Below are 22,271 nucleotides of genomic sequence, written 5' to 3'. Positions count from 1 at the left end.
CAAAAAATCCCGTTCCACGACCAGCTGCCCGATTTTGGCGTGCAGCTTTCCGACCTCTGCCGCCGATATCGTCGGCTCCGCGGTCGCCTGGCCGGTGAAGGCCTGTGCCATGTTCTCAATCGCGGTCCGTTTCCAGCCGCTGATCATGGTAGGGTGGCTGTCATACTTCTTGGCCAGCTCGGCCGTCGTCAGCTCCTCGCGGATGGCTTCCAAAGCCACCTTCGCCTTGAACTCTGCCGAATAGCGTTTCCGTTTCGTCATTTCTGTGCGTTCTTCCTCAGACACTACAGATTAGCACCCGGTCCGAAATCCCGCGACCACCTCTCTTCTCATAAGATCGCTCGCTCGGGCAAAAGATCTGGCTTCGGGATGCTGGGCATAATAGCGGGCCAGCCGCAGACCAACGACGACGGCACACCATTCGAACCACGGCCCGGCGCGCTGAGCAATTCTTGACCTTGCTTTTGCTGCGACTTGCGGGGCTATGCGGGCTTCTGCCTCGGCCATTCGAATACGACCCGAGAGCATCGCCGGATCGTAATCAGCCGGACCCAGCGCCATTGTTTCGGTATCGATGAGCGTTACACGGTCGCCGTCAGTGAAGATGTGCTCAAGTTTAATATCGCCATGGATCTGGGTACTTCCTTCGGGTCGCGGCAAGGTATCGAGCTTTGCGAGGAGACGGAAGGTGAGGTCTGAGAGATCCGGAAACACTGTGCAGATAACCTCGGCAGCCTCCCGTGCCGTCTGGTGGAGATGCGTCGCATCTTTGACCCGTGTGCTGACAGCTGGCTGGCGTTGCAGGGACGCGAGCCTGTCAAGCACAGTTCCGAGTTGCGCCAACCCCTTCGCCTCGCGCAGGAGCTGGTCCAGCGGCACCCCTTTTGCACTGGCAAACGCGATCGCTCTGAGAGCCGGTGCGGTGCCCAGTACGGGGGCGATCTCCAGCTTTGTCCCGGTCAACTGGCCGACCTGGCGCCGGTTGGCGGTGGCAATGGCGGTGACATCCTCGCCCCGGATCACTTTGACATAAGCCACACGACCATCTGCTCGCACGCAACGGAGCGTCGCAGAGAGGCCCGGGCGGTAACGGAGCAGGTCCAACCCTCCAACGGCGGGACCGCCGATCAACTGGGGAGCGACCTCAGGCCATTCGCGGATCAGTGCGGCAATCTCTGGCAATCGGTGGTCATTTGGAAAGTCCTCAAAGACTGCGCCACTCTCCGGATCGAAATAAGCAGACGGGTTGCGCCGGGCGATACGACGACCCTTGCCGCCCGCGAACAACCAAACGACGCCTTCGCCTTCGGGGCTGCCCACATGAAGAATAGCGCGCTGGCCTTTGCGGTAACGCAGGCGCAGCAAGCGGAGGTCTTTTCGGCCGGTCATGCGCTCCAGCGCATCGCCAGAGAGATCCCCGAGAGCAGGCAGGTTGGGGTCATTGATCATGGGGCAGGCTGGCGGCTTGGAGGAGAGCGTTCAGATGGGCCGCCGCCATGTCCGTAAAAGCATAGATCATGCGAAGCCGCAACAGAGCGGCGCGACGCCACAACCTGAGAGAGCTATCCTCCGGGCCCGTGAGCGCGGCGGCCATGGTTGCCTCGGCGTGGCCAGAGGATTCTTTGAGAATGTCGGCCAGAGCGAGATGTGCCAACAGATTTCCCGGATCCATCGCAGGTGCACCAAGGCAGACCGTATCGAAATCCAGAAGCCCGGCCAGCGGGCCATCAATGAGGATCTGCTTTTCGTGCAGATCGCGGTGACAGGGTACGGGCGCAGGTTGGTGCGTCATGAGGGCATCTGTCACCTGCTGCAGTGCAAGGGCCAAATCAGCGGCGTCATCCGGGAAAACAATCTGAAACCTGCCGAACCAGTCCCGGAGCAGCCGGGCCTCAGCGGCTCCGTCATGATGCGGCAAGCCTGTGAGCGGCAAAGCTTGCAGAGATGCAATGGCCTCGGCGATCGCCCGGCAGGTCTGCCCGGCTCCGGGGCCGTCGAAGCCCGGCGGCGCACCGGGCAATGCGGCAAAGAGCGTGGCGCCCAGTGCAGCCTCTTCGCCCAGTGGCTCCGGCAGAATAAGCGCCGCGGAGCCCCGAGCCGCAGCCCAGAGCGCGCGATGCCGGTCAAAGGCGGTTTGACCCGTGCGGCTCTTGACCGCGCGCAGGCGCAGATAGCGGGTCGGACCCGTCGCGGGCGTGAGCCGGATCACTGCGCGTTTGCCCAGTCGATGGGCCATGAGCGTCGTCGTAACCGCACCGGGATCGGAACCTTCGATCCGGGTCAAGAGCGCACGGGCGGCATCGGTATCATGGAGCAACCTCAACCCCGGTAAACGCGCGTCCAGACCGGGCCGTCGCAGGATCAGTCCCGTTTCCGGATCGGCGACGACCGCGCCTGCGTCCAGCATCGCGCGGAGACCACGGCGGCTCTTAGCCAGACTACTTCGCAGCGCATCGGCCTCAGCCTCTGCTGCCGAGCCATGATATTCTGCAATCACGGTCTGGTTCCCCTGTCTGTAGACCAGCTGCAACGGGCGGCGGTCGGAGAACAGGGTCCGCTGCAGGATCGGGGGCGCCTTTGACCCGGTGACAGAACGCAGGGCATCAGGAGACGGGCCGCGTCGCAGCAGATCCGGCAAGGCGGCCAAAGCGTCGGAGATGGCGACGGCCTGCGGTTTCACGCGGGTATCTCCAGCCGATTGGGGTCCAGTTTGGTGAAGCTGCCATTCTCGAGCATAAGCACCCGGTCGGCCAGTTCCAGTGACAAGGGATCATGTGCGATCAGCAGCGTTGCCCGTCCCTCGGCTGCGGTCCGCAGGTGACCCACCAGCGCCCGCGCCGTGGTACGATCCAGACCGGTCAGTGGCTCATCCAGGATGAGAATTGGCGCATCCCGCAGCATAGCCCGGGCAATCGTCAGCCGCTGGCGCTGGCCGCCCGAGAGCGTCTCGCCCCGTTCACCAAGGGTGGTATCATAGCCTTGTGGCAGGGCCCGGATAAAGCCGTCGGCCCCGGCGTCCCGGGCGGCTGCGAAGATCTCTTCGTCAGATGCCCCGAGACGGCCATAGGCGATATTATCGCGAATGCTCGCTCCAAACAGCACCGCATCCTGCAAGACCACGGAGATGTTGCTCCTGAGGCTATCCAGAGTGAATTCCCGGATGTCATATCCATCGATGGAGATTTGTCCGCCATTGGGATCATAAAACCGCATCAACAACTTGGCGACCGAGGATTTGCCCGCGCCACTGCCCCCCACCAGCGCGACAATTTCACCGGGACGGATGGTGAAGCTTGCGTCCCGCAGAACCGGCGGATCATTTTCCTTATATGCGAAGCGGACGTCCTGAAAGGTCACTAGACCGTCGAGCGGTGGGGCGACGCGGGCATTCGGGGCATCCTCGACACCGGGCTTCAGGTCGAAGATTTCCAACAAACGTTCGCCACTGGCGCTGGCCTTGGCGACCCGCGCCGTCATTGACGCCATCTTGCGAACGGGCTTGTAGAGCGTCGATAGATAGGCTGTGAAGACCAGCAGATCGCCGGGACTGATCGCGTTCGCCTGAACCCTGTAGACGCCGTACCACAGGACCATCGCCGTCCCCGCGGCCAGCAATACCTGAGATATCCGGTCCATATGAGCGGCAAGCTTTGTGGTGCGCACGCCAGCCTCGGCCGAGGCACCGTTTTGACGGGCAAACCGCTCCTCTTCATAGGCTTCACGGGCAAACCCCTTGACGACGCTGATCGCCGAGATGCCCTCGGTCATGACCACTGCGATCTTGCCCTCCTTGCGCCGTTGCTTGCGTGCAGCTCCCTTGATCCGGGTGCCAAAATGGCGCGTCAGTAACCACAGGGGCGGCAGGATGGTCAGAGCCACCAGCGTCAGCCTCCAGTCCATCCACAGCATCACACCGATGGTCACCGCGATCACCAGAATTCTCGCAGCAAAGAACACCATCGCATCAATCAGGAGATCCCGCATCATCCGCACGTCGCCTGTCAGTCGTGCAATGATGTCTCCGGTGGATGCGGTGTCGTGAAAGCTGTGGGACAGCCGGTGGATGTGGCGGTACAGGTCGAACCGGATCGCGGCGACGACCTTCTGACCCACAGCGGCGATCAGATAGGCCTGAACAAACCCCGCAGCTCCCCCGATCAGCGCGATCAGCAATAAGCCGATCGCAACTGCGGCCAGCAAGCCATTCCCGGAGCCGAATAATCCCACGAACCATGCGGTCACTGCGTCGGGATTTTCCTGCGGGATCAGCAACCCGTCAAAGACGATCTTCAATGGCCATGGCCGGACGACCTCAGCGAGCGCCACTCCAATCATCGCTAGTCCAGCAAGTATGAGCTGTCCACGCCAGGGACGAAGATGCGGACCCATGCGGCGGAACAACCGGCGCAGGGTTTTCGGATTGACCCGGTCCCGGCTCATGCCGCCGACCTCCGCGCTGCGACATGGTCGAGGACAGCCCGGGCATTGTCGATCCAATCGTGACGACGACCTTCGGCAGCACTGGCCGCAGCCATTCGGGCGCGAACCCCGGCGCTCTTGGCCAGCTCCCGCAGGCAACGGGCCAGGGCCTCTGCACCTCCCGGAGGCAGAAGTTGTGCTGCGTCCGAGCCCTGTAGGAGCGCGGAGGTCTGGCCAATATCGCTCGCCACCACGGGGCGCCCCATGGCCAGATACTCATAGAGCTTCAGCGGGGAAAAATAGTGATCTTCGGATGCCGGGTAGGGTGCCGTTGCAATGTCCATCCGCGCAATCAGCGGAGGGAGATCGTGGTGATCGACCCAGCCCGTAAGCGTCACGCTGTCCTGTAACTCTGCCCCGGCGACGAAACCTTCGACCCAACCGCGTTTCGGGCCGTCGCCAACGACGAGCAGGTGAGCCTCGGGCACGTCCGCGCGCAACGCCCGGAACGCGGTCAGGAGCGTGTCCACACCGTGCCACCGTTTCAGTGACCCGGTAAAGCCCACGCAAAAAGCTCCGTCTGGCACCGACGCATTGGGCTCGATGCCCGGGTGGAACGCGCGTGTGTCCACCGCATTGCCGATCACCTGCACTCGGTCGGCTCCCGCGCCTTGCTGGCGGAGCCATGTCGCGACCTGTTCCGAAACGGCGGCCAGCAGGCTGGCGCCCCGTAAAACCTCGCTCTCCAGAGCCCGGGCCTCCGCTTCGCAGATCAGCTCTCGAAAGGCGCGCTGCTCGTCGATCAGCGGTGCGTTGACCTCGACCGCCACAGGCACGCCCAACCGTGCGCCTGCCCTGACGCCAGCCGCGGACCACAAAGAGTAGCGCTCATAAATCAAGTCGAAAGACCAGTCCGAATGCAGCGTTTCCAGCCGCTCAGCAATAGCCTCGGCCTGAGCCATGGCCGCGCGTTCCTTAGCCTCACGGTCAGCGCCCGATTGAGACGGGGATACCGTTTCAACTGAGAATGGCCCCTCGCCGCCTGACCGGGCGGTGATGCACCGCACCTCATGTCCAAGCGCCTCGAAGGCGCGCATCATCGCCTGAATATGGATTGAGGCACCCTTTGCCCCGTAAACCGGAATGCCCCGGTCAGCCGATACATATGCAATGCGCATCAGGCGACCTCCTCAGGACTTTTGGCAGCATGGGGGTGGGCCAGCATGGCGCGCAGGCGGCCTGCATTGGTCGTCAGGTCGAAGAGCAGTTCGGCCCGCCGACGACCCGCAGCACCCATAGCCATCGCGCGGTGGGGAGCGCTGAGCACCGTCGCCAACGCCCTGGCCAGCAGGTCGGGCGCATTCGCAGGACACAGAAGCCCCGTCACGCCATCCTCCACGATCTCGGGTCCACCTGCGATATCCGTGGTGATCACGGGCAATCCGCGCGCCATGGCTTCGAGCAGAACTGTGGGCAATCCGTCGCGGTCGCCTGAGGGCGTGACCACGCAAGGAAGCACCGCCGCCTGCGCGCGCGACATGCGTTCGATCAGGTCTTCCTGCCGCAATGGACCACAAAGCCGGACCTGGCTGTTCAGTTTATGCATGTCGATCCGTTGTTGAAGTTCCGCCTGCAAGGGACCGTCGCCGATGATATCCAGTTCAAAACTCGGATCCCGGTCCCGCAACAAGGCACTGGCTTCGATCAGATCGGCAAAGCCCTTTTTCTCCACCAGACGACCGACCGCGATGAGCGTGCCGGGGCGCTGTGTCGTCGGATGAACTGGGGCAAAACTGCGCAGGTCGATGCCGTTGTAGAGCCTCAGGATCCGGGAGGCGGCTGCGGGGCAGAGGCTGCGCAGATGGCGGGCGTTATAATCCGACACCGTCACAGTAAAGGCTGCTGCGGCCAGCTTTGCACGCCGCATGGCGTCATCCGCTTCCGGGGTGACGTAGGTGTGCCAGATATCCCGGGCGTGTGCGGTGAATGAAAATGTCCCACCCATCTTGCGTGCAGCTAAAAGAGCGGCAGTGGTTGCGTCCGACCCGAAATGGGCGTGCAGATGCGTGATCCCGAGCGCTTGCGCCGCTTCGGAAATCGCTCGGGCTTGCGCCCTGAGTTTTTCTACGCTCCGCTCTGTCTTGCCGGAAAACAGCACATCATCACCGGGGATTGCGGCGACGCCTTCACCCCTATGCTGATCAAGATATGTGATCTCTGCCCTCAGTTCTGAGAACCGCTCGTGGCGCGGTTCTTCGGGCGGCTGGCGGAGCGAGAAGACATGCAGCTCCGCCCCTGTGGCCTGATGAGCGAGCAGTTCATTCAGGATGAAGGTCTCGGAAAACCGCGGAAAACGCTTCAGGACATAGGCGATGCGCGGGCTGTCAGGGCTGGGCGACATAGGCGACCTCTCGGGGGAAAGGGCTCTGTTCAAGGAGCTTTTGCAGTTTTTTCGCGGCAGTTTCGGCGCCATCCAACCGCAGCTTCATGGCGGGCGGAGGTGGGAGATCACCGGTCAGGAACCTGGCGAGGGCTCGCCCAGACAAGGCTTCGCGATGCAGGACGCGCGCCAATCCCAGTGTCTCAAGCCTTTCGGCGCGAATGCTTTGCTCTGCAGAAGGTCCGAGGCGGGGGACAGTGACGATCGGGCAACCGAGTGCCATCGCTTCGTTGATGGAGTTATATCCGGTCATGGTGATCAAAAGATCCGAGCGCGCCATCTCGATGGTGAGATCCGGGACATGGGTGTGGACCAGAATGCCGAGCGGCGCCGAGCGCGCCAGTGTTTCCGCTTGCAACTCCTCATCCATCAGAGGCCCGGTGACGATGGTCATGGCCGGTCGTTGCGCCGACGGTAATTCGACCATAGCCGTGATCGCTGCATCGATCAGGGGATAGGCATCCCGTCCGCCGCCACCTGACACGAGAACCCGCTGCGGCGGGCGGCCAAATGGTCTGGGGGAGGTCCGGCGTGTCGTCGTCACCACGCCGCAAGACCGTGTTCTGGGGGGTAAGTTGTAGGCGGAGGCAGTGTCGAAGAAACTTGGATCGCCATAGACTAGTACGTCGTCATACAGCTCGGAAATAATCCTCGCCGTTCCGTTTTCCTGCCAGCTCCGTGCAATGCGTTCGGGGGCGTCGAGGATGTCGCGCAAGCCCAGAACGGTACGGGTCCGGCCCTCCAGACGCAGACGCCTCAGAGCGGGCTCAAGCTCGTTCATGACACCGGCCGGTTCGTGGTCTACGAGAAGCAGGTCGGGGCGTAGATTATTCAGCACACCGTCAATCACGCTCATGCGCAATCGACGGATCGCGTCGCTGTCGAGGCGCAAGCTACCAGCCCCGAACAGCCCGCGCCCGAGTTTCGCCAGAGACGGCAGCTTTACGTAGTCAATTCCGGGCGCACTCTCGAATACCATGCCCGCCGGGGAACCCACCAGCATCAGGACCGATGCTCCGGGAATCCGCGCCACCAATGACCGGGCGATCGCGGAGTTCCGGCGCATATGCCCCAGCCCCAGAGTGTCATGAGAATACATCACCACCGAAGGAGCGTGGCGGGCGGGCTGCATGGTGCCGGATTGCCCGCGGGTGAAAGCGGCGACCAGTTCCCGAAGGCGCGACAGGGCGAAGGGTTTGGCCAGAAAGGTCACAGCCGCAATGCTCTCGGCGCGCAGCCGGTTGGCGATGCTGTCCTGGCCAGTAATGATGATCACTGGCGTATCGCGCAAATGGTCCCGGGCCTCAAACAAGAGGTCGATACCGTCGCCATTGCCGAGAGAAATATCGGCAATCACGAGGTCCCAGTGAGGTAATTTCAGCGCCGCACGAGCCTCGCTGGCCGATCCCGCATGGCGCACCTCAACCCCGGTCTTTGCGAGCGCAAGGCTGATATTCCGGGCCAGCAGAGCTTCATCTTCGCACAACAAAACACGAGTCATGGTTTATCCCTTCTGGCGGGATTTTTGCCACGGTAGCCGAAGGTGGGCGATGGACCGCAAGGGTTGGATTGGGGCCTGTCCCCCAGACAATTTGGGGGATATCCCCCAGCCTCGGGGATCCCGCCCGGATTGTCGGGGCCTCTGTCACCAGGTACGCTCTGTCAGACGCGCAACACGCGACCCGCAATCGAAGTGAGCGATATGTCTGGCCCCCTTTCACTCCGCGAATCTCCTCACTACGGCAGGGTTTTGGCGATCTTCGTCGTATCGAGCCTGATCGCGATTTTTACGACTACCGCAATCCTCTCGACGTCCCTGGCGAACTTCATGACCCGCCAGATGTTGATGCGCGAAGCGCAGGTCTCCATGGATTTTCTCAACGCCATCGTTCAGGTCGAGAATTCCACAGGCTACTTCCTCAAAGACCCTCCTGACGACAACGAGCAACCCGGTTCGAAGGAGCTCATCGCCCATGTGTCGCATATGCCTGATATCTTTCGGGCGAACGTCTACGCCCATGATGGCCGGGTTCTTTGGTCAACAGACAAGGAACTGGTTGGGCGCGTATTTACCGACAATGCCGAGCTTGATGCCGCAATGCAGGGCGAGCTTCATCCAGAAATTGGCACGATTGAAGACCACCTTAAGGAAGAACACCACGTTGCTATGCCGGAAGGCGTGGCGGAGTATATCGAGTATTATATCCCGATCTGGTCAGCCGACCAATCCGCCGTTGTCGGGGCTATCGAAGTCTATAAGGCCCCGGCCAGCCTGCTCGCATCAATCCACCGGGTGATCAATCTCGCGCGCCTGGGCGCAATCGTCGCCGGGGGCGTTCTGTTTTTCGGACTGTTCATGGTTGTCCTGTATTCTGCGCGCATCCTGCGGCGTCAGGAAGCCCGGCTGGTGGAGACCGAACGGCTGGCGGTCGTGGGTGAGATGGCATCGGCCGTGGCTCATGGCCTCCGCAATCCGCTGGCCGCGGTCCGGTCTTGCGCAGAACTCATGGCCGAGGATGACCTGCCCGATCACAGTCGGGAGAGTGTCCACGATATCATTGATCAGGTCGACCGGCTCGAAACGTGGATCCGCTCGTTTCTCCTGCGCACCCGCAGCGACCCGGCTGGGGCCGGAGATAGCGCGCATATCAGTCTCATCATCGAAAAGTGTCTACGCAATTTCGAGTCGCAATTTCGCAGGCGCGGCATTTCTGTCGTCGTCGAACGAAACGAGAGCAGCTCGGTTGCTCAGGGGGGCGCTGCGGAAATTGAACAGGTGCTGAGCACGATCCTTTCAAATGCCGTCGAAGCCATGGTGGAGGGGGGGACCATCCACGTGGGGTGGGCCCCGGCTCCGGGAGGCAGGATCGCAGTGACCGTGGCCGATAGCGGCCCGGGCCTGAGCGAAGCGCAACTTGACCAGATCTTCACGCCCTTCCAGACCTCGAAAGCGTCAGGACTGGGGGTCGGGCTGGCGCTGGGTCGGCGGATCGCGGAAAGGCTGGGCGGATCGCTCGATCTGCGCAACGGACGTGAGCGTGGCGTCGAAGCGGTTCTTACTTTACCAGCAAGGGCGTAAGGTATGACTGACGAGTAATGAACGATGAGTGATATTCTGGTTGTCGAAGACGAAACGGTGTTGGCACGGTCTATCGTCGCCTTTCTGGAGCGACGTGGCTTTCCAGCGCGGTTTGCGGTCGATGCATCCTCGGCCCGTGCCATGTTTGAGGAACAGATTCCGCGCATGGTGATCCTCGACTACAAGCTGAACACGGATGACGGGCTGGAGTTGCTGCGCTGGATGCAACAGCGGGATGACCGGGTTCAGATTGTGATGATGACGGGCCATGGGGATGTCTCGGTGGCCGTACAGGCGATGAAAGCCGGTGCACGTGATTTTCTGACCAAACCCGCCTCTCTCGCCTCAATTGCGGCACTTGCCTCAGACCTGATGCTGGATGACATGGGCGCCGGGCTGGATCCGGTAGGCGTGGGTCGGATTATTGGACGCTCATCGGCCGCAAATGCGCTGCGGAAACATGTGAAGCAGCTCGCCACCGCCGTCTTATCGGGCGAACCGCGCCCCGGTGTGCTGATTGTCGGCCCGCCGGGCAGTGGCAAAGAGCTGATCGCCACGGCACTACACGAAAGCACCCCACTGAGTGGCACGCAGGTGCGCGTCGATTGCACGTTGCTTGACGAGAATGCCACCGCGAGCCTGACCGAAGCTGTGCGCGCGGCAGAGAGTGGAACGCTCCTGTTGTGCAATGTGTGTCAGCTCGAACGGGTGGCGCAGGCCAGTCTGCTGCGCCTGCTCGACAGATCAGCGGCTGCGCCCGCCCTGATCGCCACGGCCAACGCGCATCTTAGCAGTAATGATTTCCTCCCGGATCTCTTGTTTCGGCTTCAGGTGGGGTGGATCGATGTCCCGGCCCTCTCGGAGCGAACCGCGGATATCCTTCCGATCGCCGATTTTGTCGCTCGTCAACTGGCCCGCGCGGCCGGCCAGTCCCGCCCCCGCTGGTCTTCGGGAGCGCGGGCGAAATTGCTTGAATATGACTGGCCGGGGAATGTTGCGGAGCTGGTCAACTGTATCCAGCGCGCGATGCTCATGCGTGAAGCGGACACGATCGAAGCTACGCATATCCGGCCATTTTCGGCAACAATTGATCCAGCCACTGATCCGGTGCCGACGCTCAGGGAGCTTGAACTGGGAGCCATCCGCAAAGCTCTGGCACAGACCGGCGGTAATGTCTCCCGAGCAGCCGAAATGCTCGGCATCACCCGGGATACCCTGCGCTACCGGATGGAGAAATTCGAGCTGCAACGGGATTGATCCAGGCGACGATCTCGGCCTCATAATCGGGACGACCGGCCTCGCGGAATTTCAGATGCCGCCGGATCAGGGCAAGCGCGATGTAGCGCTCGAGGATGTCCGGGCAGACCGGTTCCACCAGTTTCGCCCAGGCCGCCTCAACCTCGCGGCGCCAGAATGCGAGGCGTTTGGCAAAACTGTCTCCCAGCTGCGCCTGCGTGGCCAGATTGGCGATCAGATTGCCCAGATCTGCCTCGGCAGGTCCGAGACAAAGATCGTCCAGATCAATCAGCCAGACCGTCCCATCCGACGCGTCAATCATCTGTCCCAGATGCATATCACCGTGTAACAGCGCATTGCCCTTGGTCGGTAGGCGACCCAGCGCGTGTAAAGCTTCGGCGATGTCTTGGGAGGTCAGGTGATGGAGACGGGGCCGAATGCGGAGCTGGGGATCAAGCCGGCACAGTCCCGGAAGCGTGCAACGGTGCAATGCGCTCAAAGGCCGAAGCCATCGGATCGGATCTATCCGACTCAGGCAAAGGCCTGATTTCCCATCGATCCGGTCGAACCTGACCGCGCAACCATCCGGTCGGGCAGCGGGAGTGATCAAGCCCTGTGCCCGCAGAGACATGCTGCGCGAAGCGATCTGTTTCGCCGTAAATGCGTCCGCAAAGTGCTTGACGAAGTCCGTCATGCGAGCCTGCAGAGAATTTTGGCCGCCGCGACGCTTCCATCGGGGCCCAGATCCACCGGTGAGCGACGCTTTGGACGGGCGACGTGCTCTGCCAGCCAGTTCGCGGCCGCCTGCTCTTCTCCGGGTTCCACCCCGTGGCCGAGACGTGGGCCCCATTGGCGCACACGGGCCTGCTGATCATCGTAACTCCTTGGAATCGCGACCAGCAGAGTGGGGGTGTCAGTCCCCGCCAGCTCCAGAACAGAGTTGTAGCCCGCAGTGGAAATGACCACGTCTGCTCTGCGAAACAGAAGGTCCAAGCGCGATCCCGGGTCCAGAAGCGCGTCCGCCTCGTCGAGCACCTCCCCCCGAGCGCGCGGACCAACAGCCTGATGCACCAAAAACCGGGTCCGGCCACGCGCCAGTCTCAGAATCTGCGACAGCATTGGGTACAATGACGCGCGGGTCTCCGCAGTTCCGCCGCCGCCGGTGGCGAGCAGGACGCCGATCCGTTCATCATTTCTCTGGCGTGGACAGTTCCGTCGCGCAATCCACCCGACAGGGTGAACGCGTTCGGGAGGCATCAAGTCAACTGGTGGCCTCCAGTGGTCGGATGGATTGGGAACAAGCACATGATTCCAGCAACTCTCACCGCCAAAGAACCGATGAAGCCGCTCCGCTGGCGTCTCGCGGAGTATCAAAACACGATGCTTGCCGACATGTTTGATCCCGGGAACAATCATCATGTCCGACACCGCAAGGGTTGTGCCGCTCTCTCCCGCTACTTTCGACATCTGTTCCCGGGGCGTCACGATAACGCGGTCGAAGGTCATCAGATCGACAGCGTCTGCCTCGGCGTTACAAAGCAAGCTGAGATGACCATCATAACCACAGGCTCGCAGCGCAGCACCGATATTCCCGATGCGCTGCAAATGGCCGAGCCCTGAACGAGCCGATGCAAAGAAAGCAATACTGGCTGTCATCTCCGAATCCATTCCGTATGAACGTACCTGTTATCGGAGATATTAACGCGGCAGCAGAAGGTTGGCAGGTGAGACACCGCGCCAGATGGGGCATATCACACAGCAAGTAATGTGGTAGGTTTCTGGTTCATCTTCGCTCCTTAATGGCTACGATGGACCAGAATCCATCCGTTGTTCAGATCCCCAAAGCTGTCCCAAAGGGATTGCCAACTTGCAGACGCACCCGAGGGTGTTTAGCCGGTCACGATGAACATACCAACTGAGATGCCGCGCCTGAAGGGCTACCGCTTTCCCCGTGAAGTCGTCGTCTACGCCGTTTGGGCCTGTCATCGGTTCGCGCTGAGCACGGCGGATGTAGCGGATCTGCTCGCCGAGCGAGGCGTCATCGTCAGCCGGGAAGCCGGGAAGCCGTTCGGAAATGGTTGAACCGGCACCGTAAAGTTAACTTGGTTTAGTTGAGTTGAAGGTTGGCCGTTTGATCAAGCGACCTCGATGTCTGCGATGGACCACCAATGGTCCATTGCAGTTTTACGGAGATCGCGGAATTCTTCGGAGGTCATTTCATGGCGGGGCAACTGGAACAGATTGGCAATCGGGTCGTGGATCGAGACGAAGCGTTGTAGGTGCGCCGCAGATTTGAAGCCCTTCATGATCCGCTCCCTTCGTCGCACCGGTTGGTGAGAGTTTTCGCCACGATTGTTAATGCCTTTGTGGGATCGATGCTCGACACCCGGCGCGATCTCCTTCTTCGCCGCCGGATAGGACCGCAGCTTGTCGGTGATCATGACACGGGGAACGCCGTGCCTTTTCAGAAGCTTGCGGAGAAGACGCTTGGCGGCCTTCTTGTCCCGGCGGCTCTGGACGAGGACATCAAGGACGAAACCTTCCTGATCTACGGCGCGCCAGAGCCAGTGTTTCCTGCCCCGGATCTTAACCACAACTTCATCAAGGTGCCACTTGTCGCCCATCTGCCCGGTTGACCGTTCGCGGATCTTTCTGGCGTACTGCCGACCGAATTTCTCCGCCCAGGCCCGCACAGTCTGGTGCGACACGATGATCCCGCGCGCCGCCAGCAGGTCATCAACCATTCGCAAACTCAGCGGAAACTTGAAGTACAGCCAAACTGCCTAAGCGATCACGTCCGGCGGGAATCGATGGCGGCGATGGAGGTCGGTCCTGGTCATGCTGCCAGATCGCATATCTCACCGATCACCGCCTTAACTTTACGGTGCCGGCCAGCTGCATATACGCGGGCCGGACAGACCATGTCATTGACCGGTCTGCGAAAAATCATCGCAAAGCGGGAGCCAACCACTGATCTTTGAGCCCTTTAATCCGACAGAAACCGGTGCTCCATGATGGCTTCCTGAGCGCGCATCAGCGTACAAGCCATTTCCATGTGATCCGCCATGGTGCTGCGGGCAGCGGTGGAGTCACCCGAGCGTAGCGCAAGAATAAGGCGTCGGTGATGGTCGAGCCCCTGTTTCCAGAGCTCCAGATTCTGCGGCTCGTAAAGTCTGCGATAGACCGTGAGATCCGAGAGGAGCTTGACCATGAAATCAATGACGAAGCCGAGGAGGGGATTGCCGGACTGTTCCGCCAGAATAGCATGGAACCGCAGGGACGCGACGTGCTGCGCGCGCTCCTCCTCCGGCGTCGCGGCTGGCAGCGCATAGGCGGCCAGGTTCGCTTCGAGGCGCGCAAGGACATCTTCGGGCACATGTCCCGCCAAAGTCGCAGCCAGCTCAGGTTCCAGCACGCGGCGGAGCTGGTAGATGTCATCGATGGTCAGGTTCTGGAAGTAGAAATAATTGCCAAGCAGCGCCCGCGCGCGCTCGCGGCTGACCTCATGGACGAAATTACCGCCGCCGGGACCGGTGCGGGTCCGGATCAGCCCCTGAGCCTTAAGGATCCGCATGGCCTCGCGCACCGTCCCCTTGGACATACCAAAGCGGTCGATCAGTTCGGCCTCGCCGGGCAGCCGGTCCCCGGCGCGCAGACCCTGTTCGACGACCCAGTCCTTGATCGCTTCGGCGACCTGAAGCGGGCGGCTCGGCTTTGTGTCAGCCGGGGATCAGGTGGTGGCAGGCGGCAAGCTGGTCATCTCCCATAGAACGCAATTCCGGTATTTCGCGACGGCACAAATCGGTGGCCAGCGGGCACCGCCCGGCAAAGGCGCATCCCGGCGGCGGGTTCAGCGGATCGGGCAGTTCGCTGCCTTTTTGCTCGGGCGCTTTCAGCGCGCGACCGACGACAGGAGCACTCTCCGCCAGAAGCCTTGTATAGGGGTGGCGGGGCCGTGCAAAGATCTGCTCGGCGCGCCCCATCTCGACCACAGATCCGAAGTAAAGCACCATGATCCGGTCGCTCACCGCCTCGACCACCGCGAGATCATGGGTGATGAAAAGATAGGTCAGCCCGAACTGGCGTTTCAGATCCGCCAGCTGGTTCAGGACCTGCGCCTGCACGGACACGTCGAGGGCGGAGACGGGCTCATCCAGCACGATGATCTCGGGGCTGGCCGCGAGCGCCCGGGCGATACCAATGCGGTGGGCCTGTCCGCCGGAAAATTCGTGTGGGTAGCGGTCGAGGAAGTCGTCGCGCAGGTTCACCGAGGCAAAGATCTCGGCAATGCGAGTCTGCCGCTCGGCCGCCGGCATCCGGTAAAGATGGCGCAGCGGGGCCCCCATAATCTGCCGGATGGTCTTGCGCGGGTTGAGGCTGCTGATCGGGTCCTGAAAGACGTATTGGATCAGCCGCCCGAACGCTGCCGGATCCGCCGTGTTGAGCGCGCGGCCTGCGATCTCGATATGACCCGCGCTGGGCTCCAGCAAACCCACCAGCATCCGCGCAAGCGTGGACTTGCCGCAGCCGGATTCGCCTACGATGCCCAGTGTCTCGCCTTTCTCCACCGCAAAACTCATGAGCTGGACCGCGCGCACGCCGGGCGGGGCCGACCTCAGGAGCGGCTTCTTCTGGGCGACTGTCTTCGACAAGTGATCAACGTTGAGGGCGGGCATCAGGCGCTTTCCTCCGGCATCAGGCAGCGGACCGCCCGGGTCCCCGTGCGCTCCAACGCGATATCGCCACGGGCGCAGTCGGGAACCGCTTTCGTGCAACGCGGCGCAAAGGCACAGCCTTCGGGCAGTGCATCCACCATGGGCGGCAGACCGGGGATGGCTTCGAGCCGCCGCTTGCCCTGTCCGAGCTCCGGCACACAGTCGATCAGGCGTCTCGTGTAGGGGTGGGCAGGCGCCTCCAGGACCGCGGCGGTAGGACCTTCCTCAACGATGCGGCCCGCATACATTACTGCGATCCGGTCGCAGAGCTGCGCCACAACGCCGAAATCGTGGGTGATGAAGATGATCGCCAGCCCGCGGTCCCGTCGCAGATCGTCCAGCAGCGCCAGAATTTGTGCCTGCACCGTCACATCGAGCGCAGTGGTCGGCTCATCCGCGATGATCACATCGGGCTCGTTCGCCAGCGCCATGGCAATGCTCACCCGCTGACGCATCCCGCCGGACAATTTATGCGGATAATCGTCAATTCGGGCCCCGGCATTGGGGATCCGCACGTCGTTGAGAAGGCGGATCGCCCGTTCACGCGCCTCACCAGCGCTGATGCTGTGATGGGCACGGATCGCCTCGGCGAGCTGGTCGCCGATCCGGTAGAGCGGGTGCAGGGTCGCCAGCGGGTCCTGGAAAATATAGGCCACGCGATCGCCGCGCCTCCGACGCAGGGTCTCATAGGGCGCGCCGATCAGGTCCTCGCCCTCGAACCGCACCGCGCCTCCGGTAATCACCCCCGGCGGCGAGGCGACGAGACCCATGACGCTGAGCGCGGTGACCGACTTGCCCGAGCCGCTCTCGCCGATCACGCCCAGACATTCACCGGGCCGCACCGACAGGCTGACGCCTCCCACCGCGCGATAGACCCGCGTGCCCACATGGAACTAGGTTTCCAGCTCCTGAATGGCGAGCAGATCTTCGGTGGCGGCCGGCACCGCGCCGGTCCGGGCCACGCGGGTCATGGCTTGGGGACGGCTGAGCGCGCCGGACCGCAAGCGCGGATCCAGTGCGTCCCGCACCCCGTCGCCCAGCAGGTTGACCGACATGACGATGAGAAAAATCATCACCCCCGGCACGACCGACGTATGGGGATGGGAAATGAGCGCCGAGCGCCCCTCACCCAGCATCGAGCCCAGATCGGCCTGCGGCGGTTGCGACCCGAGGCCGAGAAAGCTCAGCCCCGCCGTCTCAAGGATCATCCATCCCACCGTCGTGGACATGGCGATGACGATCACCGGCAGGACATTCGGCAGCAGTTCGGTCAGGATGATGCGCCCATGCCCCATGCCCGAGAGGCGCGCCGCGTCGATGAACTCGCGCCCGGCCAGCCCCACGGCAATGCCCCGGATGTTGCGGGCGAAAAACGGGACGTTCACGGCGGCCACGGCGATCAGCGCATTCATCAGCCCCGGCCCCAGCGCGGCGACGATGGCCAACGCCAGCAGGATGTAGGGAAACGCCATGAGCATGTCGACGAAGCGCATGATGACATTGTCGATCCGCCCGCCGAAATAGCCCGCCACGATGCCAATGCTCGAGCCGATCGTGGCCGCGATCAGGGCGGCTGCCGCGCCAACGGCGAGACTGAGCCGGGTGCCGTGGAGGAGCCGCGCCAGCAGGTCACGTCCCAGATGATCGGTGCCCAGCAGATGGCCGGGAGACAGGGGTCGCAGGAAGCGGTCCCCGGTGCTGGTCTGATCCGGATCGGGCAGCGGCAGAAGCGGCGTCAGCAGCACCAGTATCAGGATCAGCCCCAGCACCACCGCCCCAAAGGCCGCCAGCCGGTTGCGAAACAGGAGCGCGGCAAAGACCCTCATGTCTTTATTCTCGGGTCGAGCATCGCTTGCGCCACATCCACGGCGATGTTGAAGAAAACGTAGCAGGCGGCGACGAAGACCACACCGCCCTGCACCAGCAGGAGATCACGCTTAAGGATCGCATCCACCAGCATCCGTCCGACCCCGGGCCACTGGAACACGATCTCGATATAGACCGCGCCGGACAGGACAAACCCGGCCTGAATGCCCAACACCGGGATAATCGAGACCATCGCTGCGCGCAGGGCATGGCCCCAGATGACGCGCGATTCCCGGACGCCCTTGGCCCGCGCGGTGCGGATGTAATCCTGGCGCAGCACCTCCAGCATCGCCGCCCGGGACAGCCGGGCGATCACACCGGTTGCCACCGCAGCGAGCGCAAGGGCTGGCATGATCAGATGCCGCAGAAGGTCCGGCAGATCGCCACCGCCATAGATCGCGTACATCCCCGAGACCGGAAGCCAGCGGAGCTCAACGGCAAAGAGCAGGATCATCATCATCCCGAGGAAGAAGGACGGTACAGAGATACCGATGAGGACCACGAGGGTGATGAGCTTATCCGCCGCGCCGTATTGCCGGGCGGCGGAGACGACACCCGCGAGAATGCCCAGCAGGGAACAGAGTACAAAGCTGGTCCCCGCCAGAACGAGCGTGGCGCCAAAGCGCTCGACGATCTCATCAAGAACGGGCCGGTTCAGCGAGAACGAGCGACCGAAATCCCCGGTCAGCATATTGCCGAGCCAGATGAAATAGCGCTGCACCATGGGCTTATCGAGGCCAAGATCACGGTTCAGCTTCTCCACATTTTCCGGCGTGGCGTAGGAGCCGAGAATGGCCGTGGCCGGATCGCCGGGGATCAGCGACATGATCAGAAACACAATGATCGTGATCCCCAGAAGAACCGGGATGGCCGAGATCAGCCGTTTTGCGATATATCCACCCATCCCGGTCCCCGGCTTGCAAGGGGGCACGTTTTTTCGCCGAAAAAACGAACCGGAAAAATTGACATTTTTCCGGCCCCCGATTGGACGATCAGTTCTTCGTCACATCCTGCAGGTGCAGCAGGAAGGAAGGTTCGAGAGAGAAGTTCTCCACCCGGTCGCTGGTCACGGCGTTCTGCTTCCAGTTCGCCACGAAAACCCAGGGTGCGTCCTCCTGAACGATGGCCTGCATCTCGCGATAGAGCCGGGCGCGCTCATCCTGATCCGTCGCGGTGCGGGCCGCGTCCAGCAACTCATCGACGGTCTCGTTGGCGTAGTAGCCCGAGTTGAACCCACCCTGATCGGGCCAGGCCTGCGAGCGCAGCGCCAGATAAGGCAGCGTATCGGGGTCGTTGGTCATCCACGCCATCTCGGCCATGTCGGCCTTGCCCTCCAGACCCGGGTTCACTTCGCCAAGGAAAGTGTTCCACTCGTAAGTCTCGATCTTCACATCCAGGCCGACGGCCTTCAGATCCGTCTGTATCACCGTACCCATCGGGATCGGATCGAGCATCCCCGACCCGCCCTCGGTCACGTAGAAGGTCAGCTCTGCGCCTTCGGCGCCGGCCTCAGCGATCAGCGATTTCGCTTTTTCCGGATCATAGGGATAGGGGTCGAGCTCTTCGTTATAGGCCCAGGCAAAGGCGGGCGGGGTCGGACCGGCGGCAACGGTGGCAGTGCCCTCCAGCACATCGTTCACAATCGCTTCCTTATTGATCGCGTAATTGGCGGCCTGCCGCACGCGTTTATCGGCAAAGGGGCCTTCTTTGGCGTTCAGGATCAGAAACCAGACGTGGGGGCCGGCCTTGCTCGACAATGCTGAACATATCGCCATCAAACTGACCCAGCGATGTGGGCGGCACCTCGACCATCATGTCGATCCCGCCCGCCAGCATCTCGGCCACGCGGGTGTTGGCGTCGGTGATCGGGCGGAATACCACCGCGTCAGTCCCGGCCATATCGCCTCAGTAATCGGGGTTCTACTCGATCACCACCGCCTCATTGGAGCGCCACTCGGCGAATTTGAACGGACCGGTGCCAACCGGGTTGCGCCCGAATTCGGCGCCGTTGGTTTTGACCGCTTCGGATGTCACCATCAGGCCCGTGGGATAGGCGAGGTTCGACAGGGATGGCGCATAGGGCGCGTTCAGGGTGAACTTCACCGTCAAGTCATCAACGGCTTCGACCCCTCCAACCGCCGAGAAGAAGAACGCCAACGGGAACGGGCCGGTATTGTGATAGGGGTGATCCTCGTTAAGCATCCGCTCAAAGTTGAACACCACTGCCTCGGCATTGAACGGCGTCCTGTCATGGAAGCTGACGCCATCGCGCAGGGTAAAGGTGTACTCGGTGCCGTCATCGCTGATCTGCCAGTCCGTGGCGAGGCCGGGCTCGACCTCCAGCGTGCCGGATTTGTAGCGGGTCAGCCCCTCGTAGACATTCACCAGAATGCGGAAGTCGTTCACCGCAGTCACGGCCGCAGGGTCGAGAGATTTCGGCTCCGCGATCTGCCCCACGATCAGCACTCCCGGAGGGGTTTGCGCCACACCCGCATCGGGCAGAACCCCGAAGGCCAACGCCGCCGCCGCAGTTGCCGCCATCAGGCCCCGGCGGGTCATATTCAGTACCGTCATCACAAACCTCCCTGTTCTGCTTTTGGGCAAATTATCATGATAATTAAACTGTACATAAGGTGAGGCGTACCATGACATTTGCCATCCTTGCGCGAGATCAGGAGACAGGTGCCTTGGGCGGAGCCGCGGCCACGGGATCGCTCTGCGTTGGCGGCTGGGTCCTGCGCGGGCGCCTCGGGCCCGGGCTCTCGGCCAGTCAGGGCGCGGCCCCCTCAACCTTTTGGGGCGAGGACGTGCTGGACCGGATGGCCGATGGACTCACTGCCTCAGACGCAGTGCAACAGATCACCGACGCCGACAGCGGGCGCGCGTCCCGGCAACTGAGCGCGCTCGATATGGCGGGAAACACTGGCGCCTTTACCGGCGACCAGAACCAACCCTCGCGCGATGCGCTGGCGTTTGACGGCGGAATTGCCGCAGGCAATATGCTTGCGGGCGAACACGTTCTTACTGTACTCGCCGAGGCGTTCACGATCGCAACAGGCCCGCTCGACACCCGGCTTCTCGCAGCGCTCCACGCGGCAAACGCGGCTGGCGGAGACTTTCGGGGGCTCCAATCGGCGGCAATGCTGGTTCTGCATCCCGATCACCCGCCTCTGACGCTGCGGGTCGACTATCAACCCGACGATCCGCTGGGAGCGCTCAGCGCTTTGCATCGCCAAGCCACCACGGGCGAATACGCGACATGGGCGCGGCAAGTCCCCGTGGCGACCGACAAGGAGCGGGTTCTTGACTGATTGGGGCGCAGAAGCCGGAGTCCTGCGCGCGGAACTGTCCGCCTGTTCCGAGCCCGGCCCCGGCGTGACCCGCCTGCCTTTCACGCCAGAGCACCGCGCGACGTTGAAAATCCTGACGGCGCGCATGGAGGCGGCAGGGCTGACGGTCACGCTCGACGCCGCTGGCACCCTGATCGGTCGCGCCGAAGAACCGCCGGGCAGCAAGACCCTCCTTCTGGGCTCGCATCAGGATTCCGTCCGCGAAGGCGGCGCTTATGATGGGATCATGGGGGTCGTTCTGCCGCTCCTGGCACTGGAGAAGCTGCGCGCCGACGGGAGCGTCCTGCCCGTTTCGGTCGAAATCCTCGCCTTCGCTGACGAGGAAGGTGTCCGTTTCCCAACCGCGCTGGTGGGCTCCCGTGCTCTGGCCGGGACCGTCGACCCGGCTGTGCTAGAGATGTGCGACGCCACCTGGATCTCCCTGAGGACGGTAATGCGTGAGTTCGGCCTCGATCCGGATCAGGTGCACAGCCTCGGGCGCAAACCGTCCGAAATCATGGGCTTTATCGAAACCCATATCGAGCAGGGCCCTGTTCTGGAACGCGCGGACCAGCCGCTCGGACTCGTCACAAGCATTTGCGGGATCGAGCGCCATCAGATCACCCTCACCGGCGAGACCGGCCATGCAGGGACGCTGCCCATGGAGGGTCGGCGCGATGCGTTGGTGGGCGCGGCGGCGCTGGTCACCGAAGTGAACCGGCTAGCCCGCACCACCCCTGATCTGCGCGGCACGGTCGGTGCCCGTGAGGTCAGCCCCAATGTGGTAAATGCAGTGCCCCGTGAGGTCCGCATGACCGCCGAGTTCCGCTCTCCCGAAGACGACACCAGAGAGGCAGCGGGGGCCGCACTTCATTGCTTTGCCGAAGAACTCGCGGTAGAGACCGGGCTCCGTGTGATCTGCACCCGAAGCTATGCTCAGCCCGCGTAGCCCTGCGATGCGGCTTTGTCTGGGCGGCTCCGATCCGCCGCACCTGATGCGCTCCTCTTGCCCTCCGGGGCAACCCATGACGCCTCGGCGATGGCTGATCTTTGCCCTGTGGCGATGCTCTTTGTCCGCTGTCGCAGCGGCATCAGCCACCATCTCGATGAAGACGCGACCGCCGAAGATATGAGCGCCGCGATCTCCGTTCTGGCGCGACTTATCCACGACGGATTGTCTGTCTAGA

At 62.5% G+C, this 22,271-nt stretch carries 18 protein-coding genes and 5 pseudogenes; 7 read left to right on the top strand and 16 right to left on the bottom strand.

Features of this window, described 5'->3' with window-relative positions; all coding sequences use genetic code 11:
* The 7 genes from FEV53_RS14870 to FEV53_RS14840 all read right to left on the bottom strand — a co-directional run.
* On the bottom strand, positions 1-261 hold a 261-nt coding region (locus tag FEV53_RS14870; protein ID WP_142835595.1), incomplete at its 3' end, for a transposase.
* Between the two features lie 30 nt (positions 262-291).
* Positions 292-1,449 (bottom strand): phosphotransferase, encoded by a 1,158-nt coding sequence (locus tag FEV53_RS14865; RefSeq protein WP_142835594.1) that lies wholly within the window; start codon positions 1,447-1,449, stop codon positions 292-294.
* Positions 1,439-2,680 carry a phosphotransferase family protein gene (locus tag FEV53_RS14860; RefSeq protein WP_142835593.1) on the bottom strand — a complete coding sequence of 414 codons (1,242 nt, stop codon included), beginning with the start codon at positions 2,678-2,680 and terminating at the stop codon, positions 1,439-1,441. Before FEV53_RS14860 ends, FEV53_RS14865 begins: the two co-directional genes overlap by 11 nt.
* Complete coding sequence (locus FEV53_RS14855) at positions 2,677-4,440, bottom strand: ABC transporter ATP-binding protein (protein ID WP_142835592.1); 1,764 nt, start codon at positions 4,438-4,440, stop codon at positions 2,677-2,679. The genes FEV53_RS14860 and FEV53_RS14855 overlap by 4 nt, the downstream gene beginning before the upstream one ends.
* A complete protein-coding gene (locus FEV53_RS14850) occupies positions 4,437-5,597 on the bottom strand; it encodes a glycosyltransferase family 4 protein (RefSeq protein WP_142835591.1) in 1,161 nt (386 codons plus the stop codon). Before FEV53_RS14850 ends, FEV53_RS14855 begins: the two co-directional genes overlap by 4 nt.
* On the bottom strand, positions 5,597-6,820 hold the full coding sequence (locus FEV53_RS14845; protein ID WP_185962234.1) for a glycosyltransferase family 4 protein: 1,224 nt from the start codon (positions 6,818-6,820) through the stop codon (positions 5,597-5,599). Before FEV53_RS14845 ends, FEV53_RS14850 begins: the two co-directional genes overlap by 1 nt.
* Positions 6,804-8,360 carry a response regulator gene (locus FEV53_RS14840; RefSeq protein WP_142835589.1) on the bottom strand — a complete coding sequence of 519 codons (1,557 nt, stop codon included), beginning with the start codon at positions 8,358-8,360 and terminating at the stop codon, positions 6,804-6,806. Before FEV53_RS14840 ends, FEV53_RS14845 begins: the two co-directional genes overlap by 17 nt.
* A gap of 201 nt (positions 8,361-8,561) precedes the next feature.
* Between FEV53_RS14840 and FEV53_RS14835 the strand changes: the two genes are divergently transcribed.
* Positions 8,562-9,938: a sensor histidine kinase gene (locus FEV53_RS14835; RefSeq protein WP_142835588.1), complete on the top strand. Its 1,377-nt coding sequence runs from the start codon at positions 8,562-8,564 to the stop codon at positions 9,936-9,938.
* A 24-nt stretch (positions 9,939-9,962) separates the two neighbouring features.
* Positions 9,963-11,195, top strand: a complete 1,233-nt coding sequence (locus tag FEV53_RS14830; RefSeq protein ID WP_142835587.1) for a sigma-54-dependent transcriptional regulator — start codon at positions 9,963-9,965, stop codon at positions 11,193-11,195.
* On the opposite strand, the gene FEV53_RS21255 is transcribed toward FEV53_RS14830, so the two are convergent.
* Together FEV53_RS21255 and FEV53_RS21250 are read right to left on the bottom strand one after the other, a co-directional pair.
* The gene (locus FEV53_RS21255; RefSeq protein ID WP_221931627.1) at positions 11,140-11,673 is read right to left on the bottom strand and encodes a phosphotransferase; all 534 of its coding nucleotides are present in this window, start codon (positions 11,671-11,673) and stop codon (positions 11,140-11,142) included. The genes FEV53_RS14830 and FEV53_RS21255 overlap by 56 nt on opposite strands.
* Before the next feature lie 191 nt (positions 11,674-11,864).
* Complete coding sequence (locus FEV53_RS21250; RefSeq protein WP_221931626.1) at positions 11,865-12,431, bottom strand: glycosyltransferase; 567 nt, start codon at positions 12,429-12,431, stop codon at positions 11,865-11,867.
* A 48-nt stretch (positions 12,432-12,479) separates the two neighbouring features.
* Between FEV53_RS21250 and FEV53_RS20945 the strand changes: the two genes are divergently transcribed.
* A complete protein-coding gene (locus tag FEV53_RS20945) occupies positions 12,480-12,794 on the top strand; it encodes a hypothetical protein (RefSeq protein WP_185962232.1) in 315 nt (104 codons plus the stop codon).
* 282 nt (positions 12,795-13,076) lie between these two features.
* Positions 13,077-13,232 (top strand): annotated as a pseudogene (locus tag FEV53_RS14815) (IS6 family transposase); the annotation flags it as partial.
* A 77-nt stretch (positions 13,233-13,309) separates the two neighbouring features.
* Here the strand turns inward: FEV53_RS14815 and FEV53_RS14810 are convergent.
* The 7 genes and pseudogenes from FEV53_RS14810 to FEV53_RS14785 form a co-directional block, all read right to left on the bottom strand.
* Positions 13,310-14,014, bottom strand: a pseudogene (locus tag FEV53_RS14810) (IS6 family transposase).
* 146 nt (positions 14,015-14,160) lie between these two features.
* The gene (locus tag FEV53_RS14805) at positions 14,161-14,652 is read right to left on the bottom strand and encodes a FadR/GntR family transcriptional regulator (protein ID WP_342778303.1); all 492 of its coding nucleotides are present in this window, start codon (positions 14,650-14,652) and stop codon (positions 14,161-14,163) included.
* Positions 14,653-14,703: 51 nt separating this feature from the next.
* Positions 14,704-14,859: pseudogene (locus FEV53_RS22050) on the bottom strand (FadR/GntR family transcriptional regulator); the annotation flags it as partial.
* A gap of 34 nt (positions 14,860-14,893) precedes the next feature.
* On the bottom strand, positions 14,894-15,850 hold the full coding sequence (locus FEV53_RS14800; RefSeq protein WP_142835583.1) for an ABC transporter ATP-binding protein: 957 nt from the start codon (positions 15,848-15,850) through the stop codon (positions 14,894-14,896).
* Positions 15,850-17,715, bottom strand: a pseudogene (locus FEV53_RS14795) (dipeptide/oligopeptide/nickel ABC transporter permease/ATP-binding protein). Before FEV53_RS14795 ends, FEV53_RS14800 begins: the two are co-directional and overlap by 1 nt.
* Positions 17,712-18,659, bottom strand: coding sequence for an ABC transporter permease (locus FEV53_RS14790; protein WP_142835582.1), 948 nt, complete (start codon positions 18,657-18,659; stop codon positions 17,712-17,714). The pseudogene FEV53_RS14795 and the gene FEV53_RS14790 overlap by 4 nt, the downstream one beginning before the upstream one ends.
* Before the next feature lie 88 nt (positions 18,660-18,747).
* Positions 18,748-20,329: pseudogene (locus FEV53_RS14785) on the bottom strand (ABC transporter substrate-binding protein).
* Positions 20,330-20,400: 71 nt separating this feature from the next.
* Between FEV53_RS14785 and FEV53_RS14780 the strand changes: the two are divergent.
* The 3 genes from FEV53_RS14780 to FEV53_RS21555 are packed head-to-tail and all read left to right on the top strand — an operon-like array spanning position 20,401 to position 22,270.
* Complete coding sequence (locus tag FEV53_RS14780; RefSeq protein WP_142835581.1) at positions 20,401-21,066, top strand: DUF1028 domain-containing protein; 666 nt, start codon at positions 20,401-20,403, stop codon at positions 21,064-21,066.
* Positions 21,059-22,033 carry a hydantoinase/carbamoylase family amidase gene (locus FEV53_RS14775; protein WP_246100834.1) on the top strand — a complete coding sequence of 325 codons (975 nt, stop codon included), beginning with the start codon at positions 21,059-21,061 and terminating at the stop codon, positions 22,031-22,033. Before FEV53_RS14780 ends, FEV53_RS14775 begins: the two co-directional genes overlap by 8 nt.
* Positions 22,034-22,048: 15 nt before the next feature.
* Positions 22,049-22,270 (top strand): M20/M25/M40 family metallo-hydrolase, encoded by a 222-nt coding sequence (locus FEV53_RS21555; protein WP_246100833.1) that lies wholly within the window; start codon positions 22,049-22,051, stop codon positions 22,268-22,270.
* The last annotated feature ends 1 nt before the right edge of the window (position 22,271 follow it).

The sequence above is a fragment of the Palleronia caenipelagi genome (assembly GCF_007004065.1).
Lineage (GTDB): Bacteria > Pseudomonadota > Alphaproteobacteria > Rhodobacterales > Rhodobacteraceae > Palleronia > Palleronia caenipelagi.
The sequence above is the reverse complement of the archived record's forward strand: the minus strand, read 5'-3'. Positions and strand labels throughout refer to the sequence as shown.